This window comes from Paenibacillus provencensis, assembly GCF_042678545.1.
GTDB lineage: Bacteria > Bacillota > Bacilli > Paenibacillales > Paenibacillaceae > Paenibacillus > Paenibacillus provencensis.
In genome coordinates this window covers 775,182-795,209 of record NZ_JBHTKX010000001.1, presented here as the reverse complement: position 1 = coordinate 795,209, position 20,028 = coordinate 775,182, and the positions used below count along the sequence as shown (strand labels likewise).

Below are 20,028 nucleotides of genomic sequence, written 5' to 3'. Positions count from 1 at the left end.
GTAAATATAGAAAAAGTCGCCAAAAAAGGCGACTTCGTAATCCATTCATCGTATTTCAAACGACTAACAACCCTCTTATTTCCTTGTAACTTATTCTACATCCTTACCCGTCCATAATCTGACCCGCTCTTTAATCCATTCTGTATATTGCTGCTCCATCTCAACTGCGCCTTCTTTATCCAGTTCAGCTAGCATATTGTCATAAATCGCATCGAATTGATCCGGAGTTGCAATGATCGCTTCAGGAATGCGCTTCTGAATAATGTCCTGCGTTTTTTGGTAGATGACATTGTAATTTCCGCTGTCAGTTGGGATCGGCATATTGTATGCTGCTCCCCACTCTTTAACCGGGAATTCATCTTCGGATGGGAATAGTTCCTTCCAGGTACTGATTCCATAGCCTGCAAGCACTTCCTTCTCAACCTCTGAATAACCCTCTTGTATCTGCTCCGGGAAATTCGTCGTGAAATAGTTATCCGTCGAATCTTTCACTCCGTCACCATAATGCGCTCCAAATATATTGTAGAGACCAATTCCGGTTTCTTTGGTAAAGTTACTGTTGTCGTTGTTCTTCCGTTCCTGAATATCTGCTGGAATCTTGCGTACCCCATCCTCTACAACATAATGCTCACCCTCGATACCCCAATTTCTTAAGATCTGTCCTTCCTCGGAGGACATCCAGTCTAAGAACTTGATTGCACGCACCGGGTCTTCCGCATCAACCGTTATACCAATACCGTATCCATCAAAGCCCATTGGCTGAAAATCCGCACGTTTGAAGGACTCATCCAACGTAACTGGATAAAATCCATAAGTGTTTTCGTCTAGACCCGCGCTTTTGAGCGCATTCTCTGCATCGCTGAATCCCCAGTTTGGATCGAAGAGAGACAGCACACGACCGCTAGCGATCTTGGCCTTGTATTGATCATCCTTCTGAACAAAGCTTTCTTTATCAATTAGACCATCATTCCACAGCTTGTTTAACCAACTGAAATATTCCTTCTCTTCAGGGCGCTTGTAATGAAGCTGCGCTTCATAAGTCTCAGGATCAATAAAATACTCTCCATCACCAGGACCACCGGTAGCCATAACCGCCGGGTCTGTCACGGTAATCATCCGACGCCATCCATCTGCGCTAAGTGTAAGTGGGATGGTCGGCTGACCGTCTTCTGTAGTTGGGTGCAGCTCATAGTACTCTCTAATCACATTCTCGTAATCCTCTATAGTCTTGATCTCGGGATACCCAAGCTCTTTGACAACACGGTGCTGAATAGCAACCCCATTAGTAGCATCAAAATACGTCTGGTCAATGGCACCGTTGGTTGGAAGCCAGTAAATGGATGGATCGTCATTGCTGTATTTCAAGCGATTATAATGTTCTCCATACGCCTCTTTTATGTTCGGTGCGTGCTCCTCAATTAGCTCTGTAAGATCGAGCATGGCTCCAGCTTCGACGAGTCTGGACAAATTCCCTTTAGGAAAGATTAAATCGGGATAATCGCCGCTTGCAGCCATGAGTGAAATCCGGTCATTTCCGCCACCGCTGGAGATATCATATTCCGCTTCGATGGTTACACCCGTCATTTCAGTAATTTTTTGTCCTACTGCATCCTGCATTCTGTTCCAATTGGGACTGGCATCTGCCCCGAAGAATGTAAATGTAATGGGCCCATTCTCATCTGAACTCGCGGGTGCATCACTTTCCGTGGAGCTGCCGCATCCAGCAGCTAGGAGTAAACTGCTTGCCAGAAGCCATGCTCCTATTTTCTTGCCATTTGGTCTCATCCTCTAAAATCCCCCTATTTCTTATGGAATTGCTCCTTCTACATTATTAACGACGAATAGCACCGTTTCTAATTCTGTAGATGAATGCGTTTACATCATTTCAATTAAAAGTATATGGAATTCTAACAATGCAAACCTTGATTTTTCAGTCAGCAATATAGGATGATATAGACATGATAACGAACTGCTCGGTGGTGGTATTTTGAGTAAGGTCCAATTAAACTGGTTCACAAATGATGAAGAATTTCCCTTCTTTATTCAATATGGCGGTCATGACGAAGATACGTCCTTGCACAGGCATAACGATTTCTCAGAGCTGGTCATCGTCCTTCAGGGTCATGCAACCCATGTGGTCAATAATGAGGTATCCTTTATCAAGAAGGGACATGTGTTTGTAATTAACGGTGAGACCATTCACGGATACAAAGATCCTCAGGATTTCAAAATATGCAATATTATGTACAAGCCTGATTTGTTAACCTACATTGGTTCTGATCTGAACGCCTCTAAAGGTTATCAAGCGCTGTTTGTATTGGAGCCTCTCTATCGGAACATTCAGTCGAATGAGAGTAAATTGTACATGTCTCTCACCAATTTGGAATATGTCTCATCACTGATTACTGCCATGATGAATGAATATAAAAATAAACATCCGGGCTATAAAACAATGCTCACCTCCCGACTTATCGAGCTTGTTGTGTACTTATCCCGTCAGTATGAGAGCAGTGATACCGATACAGACAGCCATGTCATGCATTTGGCTACGGCTGTATCCTACATTGAAGACCATTATTTGGAGGCGATTACTCTTGAGGAGATTGCAGAACATTCTGATATCTCAGTAAGGCATTTAAACCGGATCTTTAAATCCTATTACCAAACCTCACCCATGGCATACCTGCAGCGTCTAAGGTTAGAGCGGGCCTGCCAATTATTAAGATTAACCCGACTCCCGATTACGCAAATTTCATTTCAATCCGGATTTAATGACAGTAATTATTTCGCTAGACAGTTTAAAAAAGCATATGGAATGTCGCCAAAAGCATTCAGGCAAAGTGAACCATCCTGATTTTTTAGAGAATTGAATAATGCGGATTATACAAATAGATAGGTTTACATCAGTTTTGATGTCAACCTATCTCTTTTGTCATCTTAATCTACAGTTTTACATTCAGTAGTGCTGGATGTTCTGCAACTAGAGTCTTCTTCCTTCTCTTCTCTATTCATCCTTCGGTTCATATTCATACCAATCGAAGTAGGAAGGTCCAGAATGACCAGCAAGACTTGCCGCGTACATAGCAATCATGACACCAGTAAAACCGCCAGCTACTTCGGTAGATAGAAAGGCCGTCTCTGCCGATCCAGCTGTTACAGTAACTACACCAGCCGCATCTCGAAAGGAAAAGGTGAAGGATTCTCGATCGGTTTGAATCTCAAGCTGAACAGGTCCTGGAGGGCAGTCATAGGACGCTTCGACTTTCAAGGAACCTACGGTTCTTCTGAACAGAATCTTCTTGCATCCTTTCACCGAAGTAATCGCCAGCTCATAATGGTATTTCTCATTCATATAAACGGTAAGTCCTGACTCATCTCCATCTTCAGCCGGATCAAACTCAATTGAAGTGGCTACTCTGCTATTAAAATGACTGAGCCGGCGCCCTATGAATGCCGGAGATCCCACATTATCGAGTGTAACCGAGTCTCCTCGGAGCACCAGATATCCTGTCCGTTCTGACAATGACCAGCTATCCGGCCTCGGATTACGTAGAAAAATCCAGTCCACACCAAGCTCAGCCTCATCGAATTCATCCCTGATGGGCTTTCTTGGCAACGGCTCCCCTATAAATTCCGGTGCATCCATAATAGGTTCAATTCGTCCGCCTTCACCGATCATCGGCCACTGATCCTTGGTCCAAGTCACGGGTGCGAGGAATACCTCTCTTCCTAAATGATGCCGCATAGGGTAAGAAGCTGGCCTAACGCCAAGAAGCACAGCCCACCAGCTGCCGTCATGAGCTTCAATAATATCCGCATGGCCTGTAGCGTGAATGCTGCTCTTCAGACTGCGATGGGATAGAATCGGATTATGGGGACAAGCTTCGAAAGGGCCGTAAGGCTCCTTGCTTCTTGCGATCGTCTCCATATGCCCGTACTCCGTCCCCCCCTCAGCAAGCATCAAATAGTAATAATCGCCGATTTGATACAAATGAGGGGCTTCCGGGTATGAACCTCCTGTCCCCTTCCAAATTAGACGACTGTCTGTGAGCATTTCTCCTGTTTCTATGTCAATCTCACATTGATAGATTCCGTCTCCCTGATCTCCTGTACGGGTTGATTGAAAATATACGCTGCCATCCCTGTCAAATAAAAGGGAAGGATCAATGCCATCTTGGGCTACAAGGATAGGGTCAGACCAGCTGCCCGCAGGGTTCTGGGTCTTCACATAGAAATTGCCGATGCTGCCTACGTTTGTGGTCACCATATAGAACCAGCCCTCGTGATATCGGAGTGTAGGAGCAAATATTCCGCATGAGCTAGGTACATTCCTCAATGGAAGCTGCTGCTCTGTAGTGAGCACATGTCCAAGCTGTTTCCAATTCACAAGATCAATACTATGGAATATCGGTACACCTGGAAAGTATTGAAATGAGCTAGTGACCAAATAGTAGTCTTCGCCCACTCTGCAAATGCTCGGATCAGGATGAAATCCGGAAATAACGGGGTTTGTGTACTGCATACGATGCACTCCAATCCATCTTTTTTACTTTGTTTGTTCATATGTACACCATTTTATTTTATTTACATTTCATAAACCTTGATTAATAAGTCCTCACTTTAGCACAATTTAGACGAACATTAATTATTCCTGATTTAGCAGCTCCTTATAAAAAGAAATAATGAATATATTTTTATACCATGTTAGATTCATCAATGAACAAAATAGACTCAAGGAAAGGAAATTATAACATGAATACCCTTATATCGAAAAAAGCAGATATCAAATAGATCATAAACCGGTTATAGAAAGATATGTTGGTTATATGATAATCAACGATCGATGTGAAATCTGTGTGCCTATAAGACAAAAGGCTTAAGAAAACAAAAAAGCGGCCGCCTAAGCGAGCCGCCTTCTCTTACTATATGTTATTATGATTTACTAACTTCCATAACCGCAAAATAATTCTCTTCATCATCTGAGAAGTTAAACACTCTGCCCGTTGGCATGGTCACGATCTCACCAACCGTAATCTTATTGCTGGATAAATGTGAGTATAGATGATCTAAATCCTCTGTGAAAAACATAAGCGAAGGAGTGCCCAGATGTAGGCCGGGAGACATTTGAGCAACCGTTTCCTTATCATGCAATATGATGCTCGTTTCGGACTCCTTGGATGGTGCAATTTCAATCCATCTCATGCCGTGCTCATTATTTTGTTCTGAGATGACATGGAAGCCTGCTTTTTCAGTCCAAAATTTCACGGCCCCATCTTGGTCATTCACATACAGCATAATCTGGCCTATTCTACTAATCATCGTACCGTTCCCGCTCCCTTATAGAAAATGAATTCTCAACCCTATTATTCGCCTTATAGGAATAAAATCCCTCTATCTAACCCAGTTATAGAGATTTAATATACCATGCATCACAAGCAAAATGCTCCGTTTCCATCAGAGGCTTCGTTAAGGCTTTAAATCCGTTCTTCTGATAGAACTTGTTGGCAGCAACCATATTGTTAAAGGTTTCAAGATAACATTCATTGTAGTGCAATCTGGCGTAATCCAAAGCGACTTCCAGCAGCTCACTTGCTGCTCCAGTACCGCGCGCTTCCTTGTACGCATACATTTTTTGCAGCTCGCATATATGCGGAAATCCACTGATGGGTCCGATGCCGCAGCCAGCTATAATCTTGGAATCCACCTCAACAACCCAATATTTAGAGCCTTCGTGGTTGTATAGATGGTAGAAATCTCCCAAATTCGGATCCGTCCACGCGGTCCCCGGTTTGTTCGCTCCAAATTCAATCAGACAGGTTCTGATCAAATCCTCAACTTGCTTATTATCTCTCTCTTCAATCTCTCTTAATAACATGAAGTAAACTCTCCTATATGCATGGATTAATTGGATAATTCATTCTTTTCAATTGACTGCTCTGCTATGTATCATAGTGCAATTCGCATGATCAGACAATGCACCAAGTTATCTTCATGCCATTTTCAAGACCAATTGACCAGGACTAAGCGGATAGGATAAGACGTCTTTCCAGTCTCCATTGCCAAACGCACCCAGAAAAAAATAAAGTCGTCCAGCTATTCTACTCGGCCGAAGCTTGATCCGTCTTCGCAGCTTTCGCACAGGCTGCCTGCTGTACAGCTCGGACAATTCCCCCGTACCCGGTACAACGGCACAAATTGCCGCATAGTGCCTTCTCAATTTGCTCCAGACTCGGATCAGGATGTGCATCCAGCAATATTTTTGTAGTCAAAATCATGCCTGGTGTGCAATATCCACACTGGAATCCCCCTTCATCAATAAAGGCCTGCTGTATGGGATGAAGCTCATCCGCATTAGAAGGTGCGAGACCTTCAATCGTAACGATCTGCTGATGGTCACATTGATAAGCCATAAGCAGGCAGGAGTTTACCGGCTCATCATTCAAGAGTACCATGCAGGCTCCACAGCGACCGATCTCACATGCTATTTTCGTACCTGTCAACTGAAGACGATCCCGGAGGATGGTCACCAGTCTTTCGGTTGCCGGAACCGTCAGCTGAACATCCGTTCCGTTAATCGTACAGCTCCACTCGATCATTTCATTTCCCATCATGATGGCTGCACTCCTTCCTTCGTGTCGCTGAATATGGGCCTGATCAGCTGCTCTCTCTGAATGGGCAGCCTATTGAGCCAAATCCCGGTTGCCTGATATATGGCACTGACAATAGCAGGTGCCAAGGCAACCGACCCGATTTCTCCGATTCCCCTAGGACCAAATGGATCATTTTCCGGCAAATTCTCAATAGCTTCTACATCCAGTCTTTTTTGCATATCTTGAATGGTTGGAATGAGATACGTGTCCAGATTCGTCGTCATATATTCACTATTCTCCATGATCGTATCTTCCATAAGAGTAAACCCGAGAGCCATCCCGCTGCCGCCTTCTATCTGGCCCACATATCCCATCGGATTCATAACCGGACCCGCAGCTACGACATGTCTGATGTCTTCAACCTTAACTTGACCTGACAAGGTATTCACCTCAACTTCGGCCATAACCGCTGCATACGTATATAAATAATGTCCACCGACGACTTCGTCCGGTGTTGTTGGGTAGTCAAATTTGGTATCAAAAGTGAGCTCTTCGGCTGACGCAAGCTGTGTAATTTCTTGAAACGATATGACCCTATGTTTATCCTGCTGATTCTCCTGGCCCAAGCGCCATATTCCCCCTGGACCGGTTACAAGCTCATGTGCAGGAATACCGATCGCTTCACTGGTTAGCAGAATTAATTTATCTTGGAAAGGTGTTTTTAACCGCTGCAATGCCATCCAAGCCATCGTTGTAGAACGTGACGCTGTACTGGAACCGCTATGTGGTACACGATCCGTATCCCCTATTACGATCTCAAGATCCTCCCTGATGCAGTTAAACAGCTCACACAGCATAATTTCCAGCGTTGACACGAGCCCCTGCCCAAACTCCTCGTAGCTAAAAGCAGCTTCGATCTTGCCTTCCTCATTCAGCCTTAATCTGCCTCCTGCTGGATCAGGTATGCCATAACCCAGACCCGCACCGTGCATCGCAATGGCAGCTCCCTTCCCTTTATGAATCCAAGGGGGAAGCTCTGTACGCTCCTCTTGTATCCATAGATCGGAATGATGAACAGCTTCCCATACTTCCTGTAGACCGTTTGTAACCAGAATTTGCTGACCCAGTGGTCCCGGGTCACCGTTACTTCTGAGGTTTCGTCTTCTGAGCTCCCATGGATCTATTCCCAGCTGTGCAGCGGCACGATCCATCTGACCTTCCATAGCAAAGATTGCCTGATTTCCGCCAAACCCTCTGAACTCACCCGAAACCCCATTATTGGTATATACCGAGAGTCCTTCTACATCCACATGAGGAATCGCATAGGGCCCCATGGAATGCTCTGTCGCAAAGTTTAATACAGGTGCGCCAAGTGTCGCATATGCTCCTGTATCGGCCATAATTCGTACACGGTGAGCTGTAATCATTCCTTCCTTTGTAAATCCGGTCTCCATCTCAATCTTCATCGGATGCCGCTTCAAGCCGGCACGCACAGACTCTTTGCGAGAATTATGAATTTTGACTGGGCGTTTGGTTCTAAGAGCAAGAAGCGAGCCATAGGGCTGAACATTCAGCTCATCCTTGCCCCCAAACGATCCCCCGATTGGACTGGAGACGACCCGAATCATTTCCTCATCCATATTTAATATTCGTGATAACTGCATTCTGTCTTTGTAGCCATGCTGAGTAGGTGCATACACACTGAGTCTGCCGTTCTCCTCCGGAACGAACAATCCACCCTCTGTTTCCATATAAGTGTGCATTTGACGAGGGGTATAGTATGTCTCCTTGATGATATGCTCCGTCACTCTGAATGCAGCTGATGCATCCCCCCGCTTCACTTCTGTACGATGTAAAATGTTTCCATGCGGGTGTAGCTTAGGCGCATCTGGTGCAATCGCTGCTTCTGGTGAGCTGAGTGGTGACAGCACTTCATATTCGACCCTGATCAGCTTAAGGGCAGCTTCCGCAATTTGTGGAGTATCTGCGGCGACCGCTGCGATTGCATCTCCTGTATAGCGAACGAATTCATCACAGAAGACAGGCTGGTCAGGGGTAGCAATACCGAAGGCGTTCATTCCAGGAATATCTTTATGCGTAAGCACTGCTTGCACACCAGGGAGCTCTATGGCAGCGGCTATATCTATACTCCCTATCCTTGCATAGGGATGTATGCTCCGAAGTACCCTTCCATACAGCATACCGGGAAGAGATTTGTCTGTTAAATATTGAAGCGTGCCTGTTACTTTTTCTTTGCCATCTGGGCGGGTATACCATCTCTTTCCGCTGTTTTCCTTGTTTAGCAGCATTAAGCTTCACTCCTTCTCCCATGACTACTATTTCAAGGACTTCCATAAGCCCGATACAATCAGATTAGAAGCCGACTGCTTGCGATAAGATTCTGAGGCGTACAGATCTGTGAAGGTCATAAATTCAGCTTCAATCGTTTCCGCAAGCTTGGATAAAGAGGATGCGTTCATCTTGTGGCCGCGCAGCAATGCTTCACTTTCTCTAAGCCTCATCGCGTGACCTGAGCCCCCGCCTGCTGCAATAGCTATGGAATCCCACTCCCCTGCCTCATTCATTAATCCATGTACAGCGACGGTCACAAGTGATGGGGTAAAGGCTTCTCTCCTGCCAATCTTGTGGAAGAAGGATACAGGCTGGTATTTCTGTCCGTTCGTATTCTTCTTCGTTTCTTTAGGTATATAGATGTTCAGCAGCAGATCCGATGCATTACGCTGTCCTGTTCTCCACTCCTCGAGCCAGGACTCAAGACTCTTTTCTTCAAGCCCGTTCTCGGTTATCCATAGCAGTGAAGCATCATAGACGAGAAGTGCTGGAATGGTATCCCCCACACCCGAAGCGACATTGCCGCCGATTGTGGCTAGATTCCGTATAGAGGGAGCGGCAATGACTTCGGCTGCATCTTGAATGAGCCGGAAGCTGTCCTGAATCTGAGGATGCTCGCTACATGTCCGGAGCTTGCACATGGCACCAATACTCAGCTTCTCTGGATCTTCTGATATATTACGGATCTCCTGAATTCGATCCAGACTGATCAGATGATCGGGCATCAGCGCTGTGCCCATCTCCCACTGTGTTCGCAGAAGCGTGGTTCCCGAAGCCCAGACATAACCTGCATGTAATTTTTCTGCCACAGTCCTCGCTTCATATATATTGGCAGGCTGCCAAACCGTCGGATACGTTATTGGATTATGCTCATTCAATGACATTGAAGTACCCCCTTTAGCTTCCTATGTATCTTTATAGAGAGATCACCTGAATGCAGAAATGTACTGGCTACCTGCCTTCAGTGCAGCTTTTGCTTGATTACAGCAAGCTCTTCCTTTGTATCCGCATCTAGAAACACATCCTTCTCAAAAGAAATGCCGATTCCTTGATAAGAGCTGCTTCGCAGCAATTTTCTGGCTCCTTCATCCCCTTTGAGCTGCATCATAGCTTCAAACATTGTACTGCTGAACAAAATGGGCGGCTTAAGCTCGTCAAGGTCTTTGGCTGCTACATAATCAAGCTCAGGAGAAGATATAAAGCATGCAATCAATTGATTGATGTGAACCTGTTGAATGAGGGGCTGGTCTGCTAGCAGTATCATCGCACACGCTGCGCCATATTCCTTCACGGTACAAATCCCTTGCCTAAGTGAATAAGCCATTCCATTCCGGGCTTCTTGGCACACGGATATATATACCCTTTGCTCTTCGGCTGTCTTCACCCATGTCAGCGGATCATCTGGTCTAACAACCACGACGATGAAGTCCAGCTCAGAAGCCACTGCAGTATGAAGTACCGCGGTTCCCATAGTCATCCCTTCCATCAGAGGAAGATTCACCTTGGGTTCACCCATTCGCTGACTGCTTCCTGCAGCCAGAATGATTCCTGCCTTCCGCATCTGCCTTCTCCTCCTTACCGGCCCCCCATTGTTGACCTCGCTTAACTGAAATAAGCTCTGCGGCAATGGCAATCGCAATTTCCTCAGGACCTTCTGATCCAATGGCTAAGCCCACAGGTGCGTGAAGACGAGGCAAGGCCGGTAGCCCTTCAATCAATTTGGAAGTTCTCGTACGGGAACCCAAAATACCTAAATAGGCGTAAGACATGTTTATATTTGTATCTGTATCAGCAGCCGACAACAGTTCAAGGAAGGTCCGTTCATGTGGATAGTGATGACTAATCAGCAAAATATAATCTTGGCTTGTTACTTTGAGACGTGGATAGATGTCATTTGGAAAACCGACCAAGAGCTCTGCACCCGGAAATCGTTCTGCGGTGACTAACGCTTCACGCCAATCCGCTACCACTACACGAAACCCGGACGCCAGTGCCATGCGAACGACAGGAATCGTGTCATTCCCCGCACCGATTACAATAAGCCTCGGCTTCGGTGTGTAGGTATGAGAGTACAGCCACGCCCCACTGTGCCACTCTTGAGCTGCGGGGCTTAGATAGCTGGTTATTTTGGCACGCGATTTGGAAGGTTCGCTATTCATATGAGGGATGCATTGAACGGAATAGTCTCGAATTCCCCCCACTTCGCCAGAGCAGGTTCTACGCAAATCAACTTGGATTCCGCGATCTAGCAGCCCTCCCATTTCCAGCAGTATCTGCTTCAATGCAGCATCGACGGGCTCCAACAGAATGTGGAGCAAACCGCCGCAGCCCATATTTTCGCCCCAAGAGAGATCATCATCCGGGCGCATATCGTAGACGATTTTTTGTGGCAGTCCTGTAGACATTACATGCTCTGCATGCAAGGAGAGATCGGTCTCTATACATCCAGGACTAATGCTTCCATACATGAGCCCCTGTTCTGCGAACAGCATAGATACACCTTGCTTACGGTAGGCATGACCTTCTACATATACAGCGGTAGCAAGCACAAGCTTCGTTTCAGTGGACTGAACCAGCTTGCAGATATCATGCATATCCATACCGAATCCCTCCTAATGATATTGGTTGCACAAAGCTGACATGGCTTCAGAATGCATAAATACGAGCGGCAGCTGCCGCCCGTATTCGGGACAATCCATGTGGCTCTGGAGCTCGCATAATATACGAAATTGAATTATGCAAGCTCTGGAATTATGAAATATGCTTATTTCTTTTCAATAATCTGGCTATACTTTGATCTGCTTCTCTCAGAACAATGCCCCTGTCGATGGTCTTGACCATCCGATTCTCAAGAACAATCTGACCATCAATTATCACTGTTTCGACATTGCTTCTCGTGGCTGAGTAGACAACTCGGGAATAGATATCAACCGCATGAGATGGATACGTATGAAAATCATTCAGATCGAGCAGAACCAGATCTGCCTTCTTCCCAACCTCAAGGCTTCCAATCTCTTTGGCCAGACCGAGCACTTCAGCACCGCCCATTGTAGCCATGCGAAGCACCGTTCTCGCATCCATGACCGTCGGTCCATGCTCTACTTTATGGATGAGTGCTGTATATCGCATCTCCTGGAACATATCCAGATTGTTATTACAAGGAGCACCGTCCGCACCAATGCCTACGTGAACCTGTCGGTTCAACAGATCCGGTATATCAGCGATACCGGAGGACAGCTTCATATTCGAGCCTGGACAATGCGTTACCTTGACATCCCGTTTGCGAATAATCTCCTTCTCTTCTTCACTTAGCCACACACAATGTGCAAGGATTAGCCTTTGATTCGCCAGTCCAATGTGATCCAGATATACGACGTTGCGCATGCCCCGCTCATTCTCGACAAGCTCAATTTCCCCTTGATTCTCCGAAGCATGGGTATGCACCTTCACATTATATTGTGCAGACAGATCACGAACTTCGGTCAAGAGCTCCTCTGTACATGACACAACAAATCTCGGGCAGAAGGCATATTGGATCCTTCCTCCGCCAAATCCGTTCCATTTCTCAAGCAAAGCGACGCTCTGCTGGACGGAATCCGCTGTTGTCTCTTGCAGCGGCAGCGGTACCTCATCACCGTGATCCATCATGACCTTTCCAGAGAGGGCTCTGATTCCACTCTGTGCAATGGCTTGAAATGCAGATTCTGTATGGTGAACGGTCTCCATATCCAGAATGGTGGTCGTCCCGCTGGCTATCAGCTCACCCAGCCCGAGCAGAGCCGAATAATAGACCGACTCCTCATCATGCGCTGCTTCCAGCGGCCAGATCCGCTTGCGAAGCCAATCCATGAGCTCCAGATCGTCCGCTCTTCCACGGAACAAGGTTTGGCACAGATGGATATGTGTTTGTATGAATCCAGGCAGAAGTGCTTTGCCTTGGGCATCAATGATTTGATCAGCTGCAACCTCAATACTTGCAGCAATTTCTTTGATCCGGTTATCTTCTATTAATAAATCACCTTCCAGCACTTCTTCATTCGGATTCATGGTGACGATTTGAGCCCCTTTAATGAGGATCGTTCCCATATAACGACCTCCCTTGATCTAGATTCAAATGCTTGGGTGCTCTTCACAAATCAATTGATCTCTTACCATCCGATGGCAGCGCCATCGCCGCGCGGATCAGCAGCCCCGCTTCGTAATCCGTTCTCTTGAATCAGAATTCCCTGCGCCTGACCCATCAGATCATCCCATGGACCGAGGGCACGTACTTTATGTCCCATCTCTTCGAGCTCACTTAATATGGCATTATCAAATCTCTGTTCCAGCTTCAGTTCATCCCCTTCTTCTCCCCAAGTGCGCCCATACACCCAGCGAGGCAGACCGATGGCTTCTTGCACGGATAAGTTGTAATCCAGCACAGCAGTGAGGAGTGACAGCTGGGTTTGCGGCTGTCCTTCACCGCCTTGGGTCCCCAACAGCAGGTAGGGCTTATCATTTTTGAATACCATTCCAGGCATCAAGGTATGGAAGGAGCGTTTGGCTGGTTCCAGTACATTTGCTTCACTTGGATCAAGAGAGAAGAAGGAACCTCTGTTCTGCAAGACGATACCGGTACCCTCTGCCATATAACCAGAGCCAAAGTCGAAATAGAGGCTTTGAATAAAGGAAACTGCGTTTCCTTCACGGTCCACAACCGCTGCATAGGCCGTATCCTGACCCATTGCTTTGGAAAGTGTCGGCTCCGCCTTATTCGGATGCTGTTCAATCTCCTGCCATAGCTTATCGGCATATGGCTTAGACAATAATTTGTCCAGAGGAATCTCTCTAAAATCCGGGTCTGTTAAATATCGATCACGATCTCGGAAAGCCTTCTTCGTCACTTCTGTCATGAGATGATAATAAGTACTGGAAATGCGTTCGACAGAGGATAGCTCCGTATGCTCAAGCATGTTCAACATCATCAGCACAGAGAAGCCTTGCGAGTTCGGAGGCATTTGATATACATCAAAACCCCGATAATCTGTAGATACAGGGGTTACCCATTCACCGGCATGATTCTCAAAATCCTCTTTTTGCAGAAAGCCTCCATCCTTCTTCACGGCATTCGTAATCTGATCCGCAAGTGCCCCCTTATAGAAGACGTCCTTCCCGCCGCTTTGCAGTAATTTAAGCGATGCTGCCAGCTCTTGCTGAACAAGAATGTCGCCTTCCTCGATCAGTTCTCCATCCTTTAAAAATACGGATGATAGTCCTTGATCCGCCCGGATGAACTCCTCATCCTTGACCAGCCATTCTCTCAAATTGCGAGATACCGGACATCCGTTCTCCGCATAGAAGACTGCAGGAGCGAGCAACTCGGACCACGCGAGCTTTCCGAACTTCTGAGATACTTCCCACCAGGCATCCACCATCCCTGGCACCGTCAACGCACTCAGCACGCCGCGCTGCGGAATCGATTTAAGCTGCATTTGTTCAAACATTTCTCTGGTCAGCATACCAGGTGAGCGGCCCGAACCGTTGTATCCAGATAACTCCCCTGATTCTGCATTATAAGTCAGAAAAAAAGAATCGCCACCCAGTCCAGTCATATGTGGATACACAACAGCCAGGGCAGCACTTACTGCAATCGCTGCATCATAAGCATTACCGCCATCTGCCAACATTCTCGCACCCGCACTACTGGCTAGATAATGTGGTGAGGTAACCATAACTTCCATACCTACAGGCATTTGATTCAGCATGAAATTTCCTCCTTATTAACCACAGAGTATACATCCAGTGCAGCCTGAACCGCTTCACCAGCCGGCAAGCGATACCCTTCGCGGATGAGGACAGCCTCCAGAGCTCCCAAGGTGTGGAGCACATTTTTCTGATTACAGCTGAAGCCCATCGTTCCAATTCTCCATATTTTCCCTTTCAATGGACCGAAGGAACTGGCAATCTCGATTCCGAATTCATGTAGCAATCTGCTGCGAACAACTTCTCCATCAACACCCTCTGGGATATTAATGCAAGTTACGCATGGGAGCTTGCTCTCTTCATTACCGAACAATGTGAGGCCCATCCCTTTAATTCCTTGCACGAGAGCTCTGGCATTAAGTTCATGTCTTAGGAACCTTGCTTCAAGACCTTCTTCCAGCAAAATTCTGAGTCCTTCATGAAGAGCGTACAGCATGGATGTCGCTTCCGTGTGATGATTCAGCCTTGCAGCACTCCAGTAATCCTGAATCTGGCTCAGATCAAAATAGTTGCTTCGAATCATCTTTCCATCATTCGCAAGTTCAATATTAGCGGGGTCTCTTAGTCCTCGCTCAACTCGTTTACGTGACAAGAGCTTATACTCGATTCGGTCATTATAAGTAATCGGAGCCATGCCTGAAGGAACAGAGATACACTTCTGTGTACCTCCCATAACAGCATCGAGCATCCAGTTATCTGTCTCTACCGGTACGCCGCCAATGGTAGCGACCGCATCAACAACAATTAGAATATCAAGCTCTCTGCAAGTTCTGCCTATCTCTGCGAGTGGCTGCATCTGCCCTGTAGAGGTCTCTCCATGCACCATTGCAACAATACCTGGCTTATGCTCATGAATCGCTTGGATCACCGTCTCTGGATCAAATACACCGCCCCACTCCGTCTCTATATAGACGACGTCTGCTCCGCAGCGTTCCGCAATTTCAACCAGCAGGTGTCCGAATCTGCCATAGATCGGAACCAGCACTTTATCACCAGGCTGTATAATGCTTACAAGCACCGCTTCCAGTCCAGATCTGGACGTGCCGTCTACCGGATAACTCCACTGATTATTCGTTTGAAATACATCCCTGACCAAGTCCATCGTTTCATTCATTAAGGACGTAAATTCGGGATCAAATTGACCCAATATAGGAAATGACATGGCTCGGAGTACACGTGGATCTACTTCCACAGGTCCCGGCGTCATGATTGTTCGAAGTGAAGGGTTTAGTTCCTTATATTTCTTCATCTGTCTTCCCCCTGTAGCCGTATTGATACAGCAGCTCTATGAGCACTTTAAATCCTTGATCGATCTGTTCGCGTGACGTATACTCCAGCGGATTGTGACTGATCCCGTCCTTGCTGGGCACAAAGATCATTGCAACATTGCATATGCTCGCAAATATCTGGGCATCGTGTCCGGCTCCGCTTGGTATTTTTCGATAACTGAGCTCTAATTGCTCACATATATCTACGGTTTTCTCTACCCATTCTGGATTCATTGGCGTCGGTTCAACAGATAGATGCTCCTCTGAACGGGTAATTAGCTCATATGAATCTGCAATAGCTTGAATTCGTTGTAAGATGAGCTCTGTAAATTCATGAAGGATTACTTGATCCGTGTGTCTGATATCCAGTGTAAATTCGACCGTTCCCGGCACCACATTCACTGCTCCAGGGAATACTTCTACATTGCCGACGGTTGCTACCAGCGGATCACCATAAGCTATCGCAAGTTTCCTTACTTCGCTAATCATCTCGGCTGCTCCTGCCAAAGCATCCTTTCGATAAGACATTGGCGTCGTGCCTGCATGATTGGCCTCACCCTGAACCCTGATATCAATTCGCTTCTGCCCAACAATTCCGGTCACGACGCCAATGGATGTATTTGTTCGTTCCAGTACCGAGCCCTGCTCGATGTGGAGCTCCACATAACCAGCAGGTGCTAGGATTCCAGAAGTGTGTCCTGAACCAGGTCCAAACCCCACTCCTTCAGCAGCCTGCTGCAATGTTATTCCGTCAGCGTCTTTAAGTCCTCCGGTTACATTCCAGCAGCTAAGCCCAGTTATGCTCCTTGATCCCCAAAAAGCAAAAGGAAATCGACTGCCTTCTTCTTCGCTAAGTGATAAGGCTACCAATGAACGATGTGGATCTCCGTATCTTTCCTTCAAATACAGCAATGCGGCTATGCCTGCTGCTACACCCAGCGCACCGTCAAACTTGCCGCCAGATTGAACAGTATCAATATGAGATCCGGTATACAGCGGAGCATCGTTCTCTGTTCCCTGCAAGAATCCATACAGATTACCAGCTTCATCAAACGATACAGCAAGCCCTCGTTCCTCCATGAATTTCGCCAAATGATGCTGCGCCTTCAGCCAAGAAGGAGAGTACAGCAGCCTAGTGCAGCCTCCCGCCTCACTGGCGGACATTTCTTCTAAATCATCCAGCAGTTTATGTAGAAGAGCTGAATATGCCTCGAACGCTTCTTCCTGAAACAACGGCAATGATGTAATATCAGCAGAATCAGGCATATATATCTCCTCCTTTGCTTGCAATCGTCTTCCTTACTCCAGCCGGAAGGAATCTTCCCGGCTTCTGCTCTATTAATCCCGTAACATCATTGTAGACTAGAATGCCCCGGCTGAATGTACCTTTAATTCGGCACGAGAAGCTTCTGTTCAGATAGGGTGATTGCGGATGGCGGTAACGTATTTCCTCCTCGGAAAGTACATAACCTTGATTGAAATCGACGATAGCGAAGTCTGCATCTTTGCCAATCTGAATTTCTCCCTTGGTTCCAGCTAATCCGAATCTTGCCGCTGGATTTGCTGAGAGCAGTCTTGCAATTGTCGTCAGTGGAATGCCTCTCTTGACATACCCTTCGTCAAGCATAAGAAGCAAAGTGCTCTGAGCACCAGCGATACCTCCCCAGATCTCGAAGAAATTATCGGTTTCTTTCATAGAAGGAAGGCACGGTGAATGATCCGAGGCGATGATATCAATCTGTTCACGTTCTATAGCTTCCCACAGCTCTTCCTGCTCTGTAACGCTTCTCAGCGGAGGCGCACATTTTGCAATGGCTCCTCGTTCAAGCACGTCCTCCTCGTTCAAGACCAGGTAATGGGGGCAAGTCTCTACGGTGACATCCAGTCCGTTCATCTTCGCTGTCTGTATAAGCTCAACGGCACGCCGTGTACTAATATGTACAAAGTGAAGCGGACAGCCGGTCTCTTTGGCATAGACTAATGCTCTTTGAACGGCTTCAATCTCCGCTTCGGGTGGACGCGAGTCCAGGTAATCTCTTGCAGAGACATAACCCTGCGATTGCTTGGCGTATGACAATGCGCTGGTCATCTCATCACTCTCAGCATGAAGTGCTAACACCCCGCCGATCTCGGCAATGCGCTTCATTCCCTTAATCAGGGTCTGATCATTCGCACGTGTAAAGATTTCTTCCCCTTCACCACCCGGCTCAGACATAAAAGCCTTGAAGCCGGCCGCACCAGCGTTTGCAAGAGGTGCTAGTTCGTCTAGATTACCTTGAACCAGACCACCCCAAAAAGCATAATCCACATAACTGTGATCCTTCGCCCGCGCCTCCTTCAGCTCCCAGCCACGCATTGTAGTCGTCGGAGGCACACCATTCAGCGGCATATCAATATAAGTTGTAATGCCACCCACTGCCAGAGATGCAGAGCCTGTCTCGAATCCTTCCCATGAAGCCAGTCCCGGTTCATTGAAGTGGACATGCGCATCGATTGCCCCCGGCATAACGACAAGACCTGCTGCATCATATATCGTCGTATCCCCATCTGGAATCAATTGCGGCTCAATCGCGATAATGACTCCGTCATTAATGCCGATATCCATCTTCTCTACTCCATGCGGCAATACAACTTGACCGCCTTGGATAATGATCTCGTAATGTGATTTCATCAGAAGCCCTCCCTTAAAGACGCATAGCTTATCTATAGCTGAGGCATCTGCCGTCTTATGTTAACTCCCTCTATAAGTGCTGTAGCCTCCAGGTGAAACCAGCAGCGGGACATGATAATGTTCCTCTCCGTTTGCAACAAAGAATCGCAGCGGAATTACATCCCAAATCGAGCGGATTCCCGTTTCATTCAAAAATGATTCAAAATACTCTCGCACATAAAACCGGAGCTCATAAGTTCCGCTTGTCAGCTCTTCCTCGAGAAAGGGAGCATCTATTCTTCCGTCATCATTCGTTAGCGCTGACACCAGGTATTTCGCTTCACCTGTGCTCTCTATGAAATAGAGCTCAACTTTCATGCTTCTTCCCGGTATACCTCTGCTTGTGTCCAACACATGGGTCGTGAGTTTGCCTGCCATCTATACACTTCCTGCTTCTTGAGGCTTGTTCTCATAAGCAGCAAGATCCTCCTGAGTCATAGAGAAGCCTTGGAAGCCATAAGGTGGGCGCGGTTCAGTAAATACGGAACCCGGACCTTCATCTACGGTTTCTACAATCGTTTCCCATGTACGGTTATTGGACTCAAACGATACTGCTTCCAGCTGACTGAAGTTTTTCAAGATCCGAAGACCGATAAGATAGATTAGATATTGAATGGATGGAGAGTTATTCTCATGAAAAACGGTTGCTGCAATATCGCGGATTTGTTCTGCGTCAACGTAATTCTGACGGGTATCATCAAGTCCGTCAGCCGGATTCTTGTATTTCCAATGGATATCGAGGAAGATAAACAGCGGTCTGTCAGAAGTTTCGGGTAATGTTGTATATTCATCGCGGACAAAACCTGCAAATCCGCTGCCTTTCACTTTAATAAGCCGTAGATTTTTCACACTGCTCTGGGCGTAGGTTAATTCAATATTCTCGCCGCTTCGCTCTACCTCTACACTCGCTCCTGCACTTTCGTTGTGCGAGTATTTGAAGACGAGATCGCTTGGGGCAATGCCATCAGGAGAGCCAATCTGGACATTTTCGAATGGCACTTGTGTAGCGTTCATACGCACTCCGGTCATCTGCGGATAAGTCTCAATGAAACGGCGGCTTGCATACTCCAAGAAACCTTCTACCGTAGCTCCGGTGTAGTGAGCGGCATGTCTCAATATAAAATTCTTCATTGAATCCGTTGCAACAACGAGGGAATTGTCACCCTCTGTAAAAGAGGTAAGAAAATCCTCGCCCTTCACCGCAACTTTAATATTCATTCCGAACAGAACATTTTCTCTGCCGCGAAAAGGAGATTCAGGAATGACCGTAATCCCTGTGAGCGGTTTAGCATAGGAACGGAACACCCACACATCTCCCTTGCCGTAATACATCGTTCTGGATTCCAGCTGCTCTCTTGTCATCTTG

At 46.8% G+C, this 20,028-nt stretch carries 17 protein-coding genes; 1 reads left to right on the top strand and 16 read right to left on the bottom strand.

Annotated features, from left to right (window positions below; translation table 11 throughout):
• Positions 1 to 90 precede the first annotated feature (90 nt).
• Complete coding sequence (locus ACFQ3J_RS03880; protein ID WP_251581267.1) at positions 91 to 1,785, bottom strand: ABC transporter substrate-binding protein; 1,695 nt, start codon at positions 1,783 to 1,785, stop codon at positions 91 to 93.
• Positions 1,786 to 1,987: 202 nt separating this feature from the next.
• Here ACFQ3J_RS03880 and ACFQ3J_RS03875 point away from each other — a divergent pair, with 202 nt between their 5' ends.
• Entirely contained in the window at positions 1,988 to 2,854 is an 867-nt protein-coding gene (locus ACFQ3J_RS03875; protein WP_251581265.1) for an AraC family transcriptional regulator, read from the top strand.
• A 150-nt stretch (positions 2,855 to 3,004) separates the two neighbouring features.
• On the opposite strand, the gene ACFQ3J_RS03870 is transcribed toward ACFQ3J_RS03875, so the two are convergent.
• From ACFQ3J_RS03870 to pucL, 15 genes are all read right to left on the bottom strand, one after another.
• Positions 3,005 to 4,522, bottom strand: a complete 1,518-nt coding sequence (locus ACFQ3J_RS03870) for a glycoside hydrolase family 43 protein (protein WP_251581263.1) — start codon at positions 4,520 to 4,522, stop codon at positions 3,005 to 3,007.
• 410 nt (positions 4,523 to 4,932) lie between these two features.
• On the bottom strand, positions 4,933 to 5,319 hold the full coding sequence (locus ACFQ3J_RS03865; protein WP_091157437.1) for a VOC family protein: 387 nt from the start codon (positions 5,317 to 5,319) through the stop codon (positions 4,933 to 4,935).
• 85 nt (positions 5,320 to 5,404) lie between these two features.
• Complete coding sequence (locus tag ACFQ3J_RS03860) at positions 5,405 to 5,875, bottom strand: GNAT family N-acetyltransferase (RefSeq protein ID WP_251581261.1); 471 nt, start codon at positions 5,873 to 5,875, stop codon at positions 5,405 to 5,407.
• 223 nt (positions 5,876 to 6,098) lie between these two features.
• On the bottom strand, positions 6,099 to 6,608 hold the full coding sequence (locus tag ACFQ3J_RS03855) for a (2Fe-2S)-binding protein (protein ID WP_379293239.1): 510 nt from the start codon (positions 6,606 to 6,608) through the stop codon (positions 6,099 to 6,101).
• Entirely contained in the window at positions 6,608 to 8,899 is a 2,292-nt protein-coding gene (pucD, locus tag ACFQ3J_RS03850; RefSeq protein ID WP_251581258.1) for a xanthine dehydrogenase subunit D, read from the bottom strand. The genes ACFQ3J_RS03855 and pucD overlap by 1 nt, the downstream gene beginning before the upstream one ends.
• 27 nt (positions 8,900 to 8,926) lie before the next feature.
• Entirely contained in the window at positions 8,927 to 9,826 is a 900-nt protein-coding gene (locus tag ACFQ3J_RS03845; protein WP_091157445.1) for an FAD binding domain-containing protein, read from the bottom strand.
• Between the two features lie 77 nt (positions 9,827 to 9,903).
• Positions 9,904 to 10,503, bottom strand: a complete 600-nt coding sequence (locus tag ACFQ3J_RS03840; protein ID WP_251581256.1) for a nucleotidyltransferase family protein — start codon at positions 10,501 to 10,503, stop codon at positions 9,904 to 9,906.
• On the bottom strand, positions 10,451 to 11,542 hold the full coding sequence (locus ACFQ3J_RS03835; RefSeq protein ID WP_251581254.1) for an XdhC family protein: 1,092 nt from the start codon (positions 11,540 to 11,542) through the stop codon (positions 10,451 to 10,453). Before ACFQ3J_RS03835 ends, ACFQ3J_RS03840 begins: the two co-directional genes overlap by 53 nt.
• A 151-nt stretch (positions 11,543 to 11,693) precedes the next feature.
• The gene (locus ACFQ3J_RS03830) at positions 11,694 to 13,028 is read right to left on the bottom strand and encodes a 5'-deoxyadenosine deaminase (RefSeq protein ID WP_251581252.1); all 1,335 of its coding nucleotides are present in this window, start codon (positions 13,026 to 13,028) and stop codon (positions 11,694 to 11,696) included.
• A 62-nt stretch (positions 13,029 to 13,090) separates the two neighbouring features.
• Positions 13,091 to 14,686, bottom strand: coding sequence for a gamma-glutamyltransferase (gene ggt / locus ACFQ3J_RS03825; protein ID WP_251581250.1), 1,596 nt, complete (start codon positions 14,684 to 14,686; stop codon positions 13,091 to 13,093).
• Positions 14,680 to 15,933 (bottom strand): pyridoxal-phosphate-dependent aminotransferase family protein, encoded by a 1,254-nt coding sequence (locus ACFQ3J_RS03820; protein ID WP_251581248.1) that lies wholly within the window; start codon positions 15,931 to 15,933, stop codon positions 14,680 to 14,682. Before ACFQ3J_RS03820 ends, ggt begins: the two co-directional genes overlap by 7 nt.
• Positions 15,920 to 17,218: a M20 family metallo-hydrolase gene (locus ACFQ3J_RS03815; protein WP_379292280.1), complete on the bottom strand. Its 1,299-nt coding sequence runs from the start codon at positions 17,216 to 17,218 to the stop codon at positions 15,920 to 15,922. The genes ACFQ3J_RS03820 and ACFQ3J_RS03815 overlap by 14 nt, the downstream gene beginning before the upstream one ends.
• On the bottom strand, positions 17,211 to 18,623 hold the full coding sequence (locus tag ACFQ3J_RS03810; RefSeq protein WP_251581244.1) for an allantoinase: 1,413 nt from the start codon (positions 18,621 to 18,623) through the stop codon (positions 17,211 to 17,213). The genes ACFQ3J_RS03815 and ACFQ3J_RS03810 overlap by 8 nt, the downstream gene beginning before the upstream one ends.
• A 60-nt stretch (positions 18,624 to 18,683) precedes the next feature.
• Positions 18,684 to 19,040: a hydroxyisourate hydrolase gene (gene uraH, locus ACFQ3J_RS03805; RefSeq protein WP_091157467.1), complete on the bottom strand. Its 357-nt coding sequence runs from the start codon at positions 19,038 to 19,040 to the stop codon at positions 18,684 to 18,686.
• Positions 19,041 to 20,024: a factor-independent urate hydroxylase gene (pucL, locus tag ACFQ3J_RS03800; RefSeq protein ID WP_251581242.1), complete on the bottom strand. Its 984-nt coding sequence runs from the start codon at positions 20,022 to 20,024 to the stop codon at positions 19,041 to 19,043.
• Between the last annotated feature and the right edge of the window lie 4 nt (positions 20,025 to 20,028).

Coding starts and splice junctions, on each gene's coding strand:
- ACFQ3J_RS03880 (WP_251581267.1), bottom strand. CDS start 1,785: ATGAGACCAAATGGCAAGAAAATAGGAGCATGGCTTCTGGCAAGCAGT.
- ACFQ3J_RS03870 (WP_251581263.1), bottom strand. CDS start 4,522: ATGCAGTACACAAACCCCGTTATTTCCGGATTTCATCCTGATCCGAGC.
- ACFQ3J_RS03865 (WP_091157437.1), bottom strand. CDS start 5,319: ATGATTAGTAGAATAGGCCAGATTATGCTGTATGTGAATGACCAAGAT.
- ACFQ3J_RS03860 (WP_251581261.1), bottom strand. CDS start 5,875: ATGTTATTAAGAGAGATTGAAGAGAGAGATAATAAGCAAGTTGAGGAT.
- ACFQ3J_RS03855 (WP_379293239.1), bottom strand. CDS start 6,608: ATGGGAAATGAAATGATCGAGTGGAGCTGTACGATTAACGGAACGGAT.
- pucD (WP_251581258.1), bottom strand. CDS start 8,899: ATGCTGCTAAACAAGGAAAACAGCGGAAAGAGATGGTATACCCGCCCA.
- ACFQ3J_RS03845 (WP_091157445.1), bottom strand. CDS start 9,826: ATGTCATTGAATGAGCATAATCCAATAACGTATCCGACGGTTTGGCAG.
- ACFQ3J_RS03840 (WP_251581256.1), bottom strand. CDS start 10,503: ATGCGGAAGGCAGGAATCATTCTGGCTGCAGGAAGCAGTCAGCGAATG.
- ACFQ3J_RS03835 (WP_251581254.1), bottom strand. CDS start 11,542: ATGGATATGCATGATATCTGCAAGCTGGTTCAGTCCACTGAAACGAAG.
- ACFQ3J_RS03830 (WP_251581252.1), bottom strand. CDS start 13,028: ATGGGAACGATCCTCATTAAAGGGGCTCAAATCGTCACCATGAATCCG.
- ggt (WP_251581250.1), bottom strand. CDS start 14,686: ATGCTGAATCAAATGCCTGTAGGTATGGAAGTTATGGTTACCTCACCA.
- ACFQ3J_RS03820 (WP_251581248.1), bottom strand. CDS start 15,933: ATGAAGAAATATAAGGAACTAAACCCTTCACTTCGAACAATCATGACG.
- ACFQ3J_RS03815 (WP_379292280.1), bottom strand. CDS start 17,218: ATGCCTGATTCTGCTGATATTACATCATTGCCGTTGTTTCAGGAAGAA.
- ACFQ3J_RS03810 (WP_251581244.1), bottom strand. CDS start 18,623: ATGAAATCACATTACGAGATCATTATCCAAGGCGGTCAAGTTGTATTG.
- uraH (WP_091157467.1), bottom strand. CDS start 19,040: ATGGCAGGCAAACTCACGACCCATGTGTTGGACACAAGCAGAGGTATA.
- pucL (WP_251581242.1), bottom strand. CDS start 20,024: ATGACAAGAGAGCAGCTGGAATCCAGAACGATGTATTACGGCAAGGGA.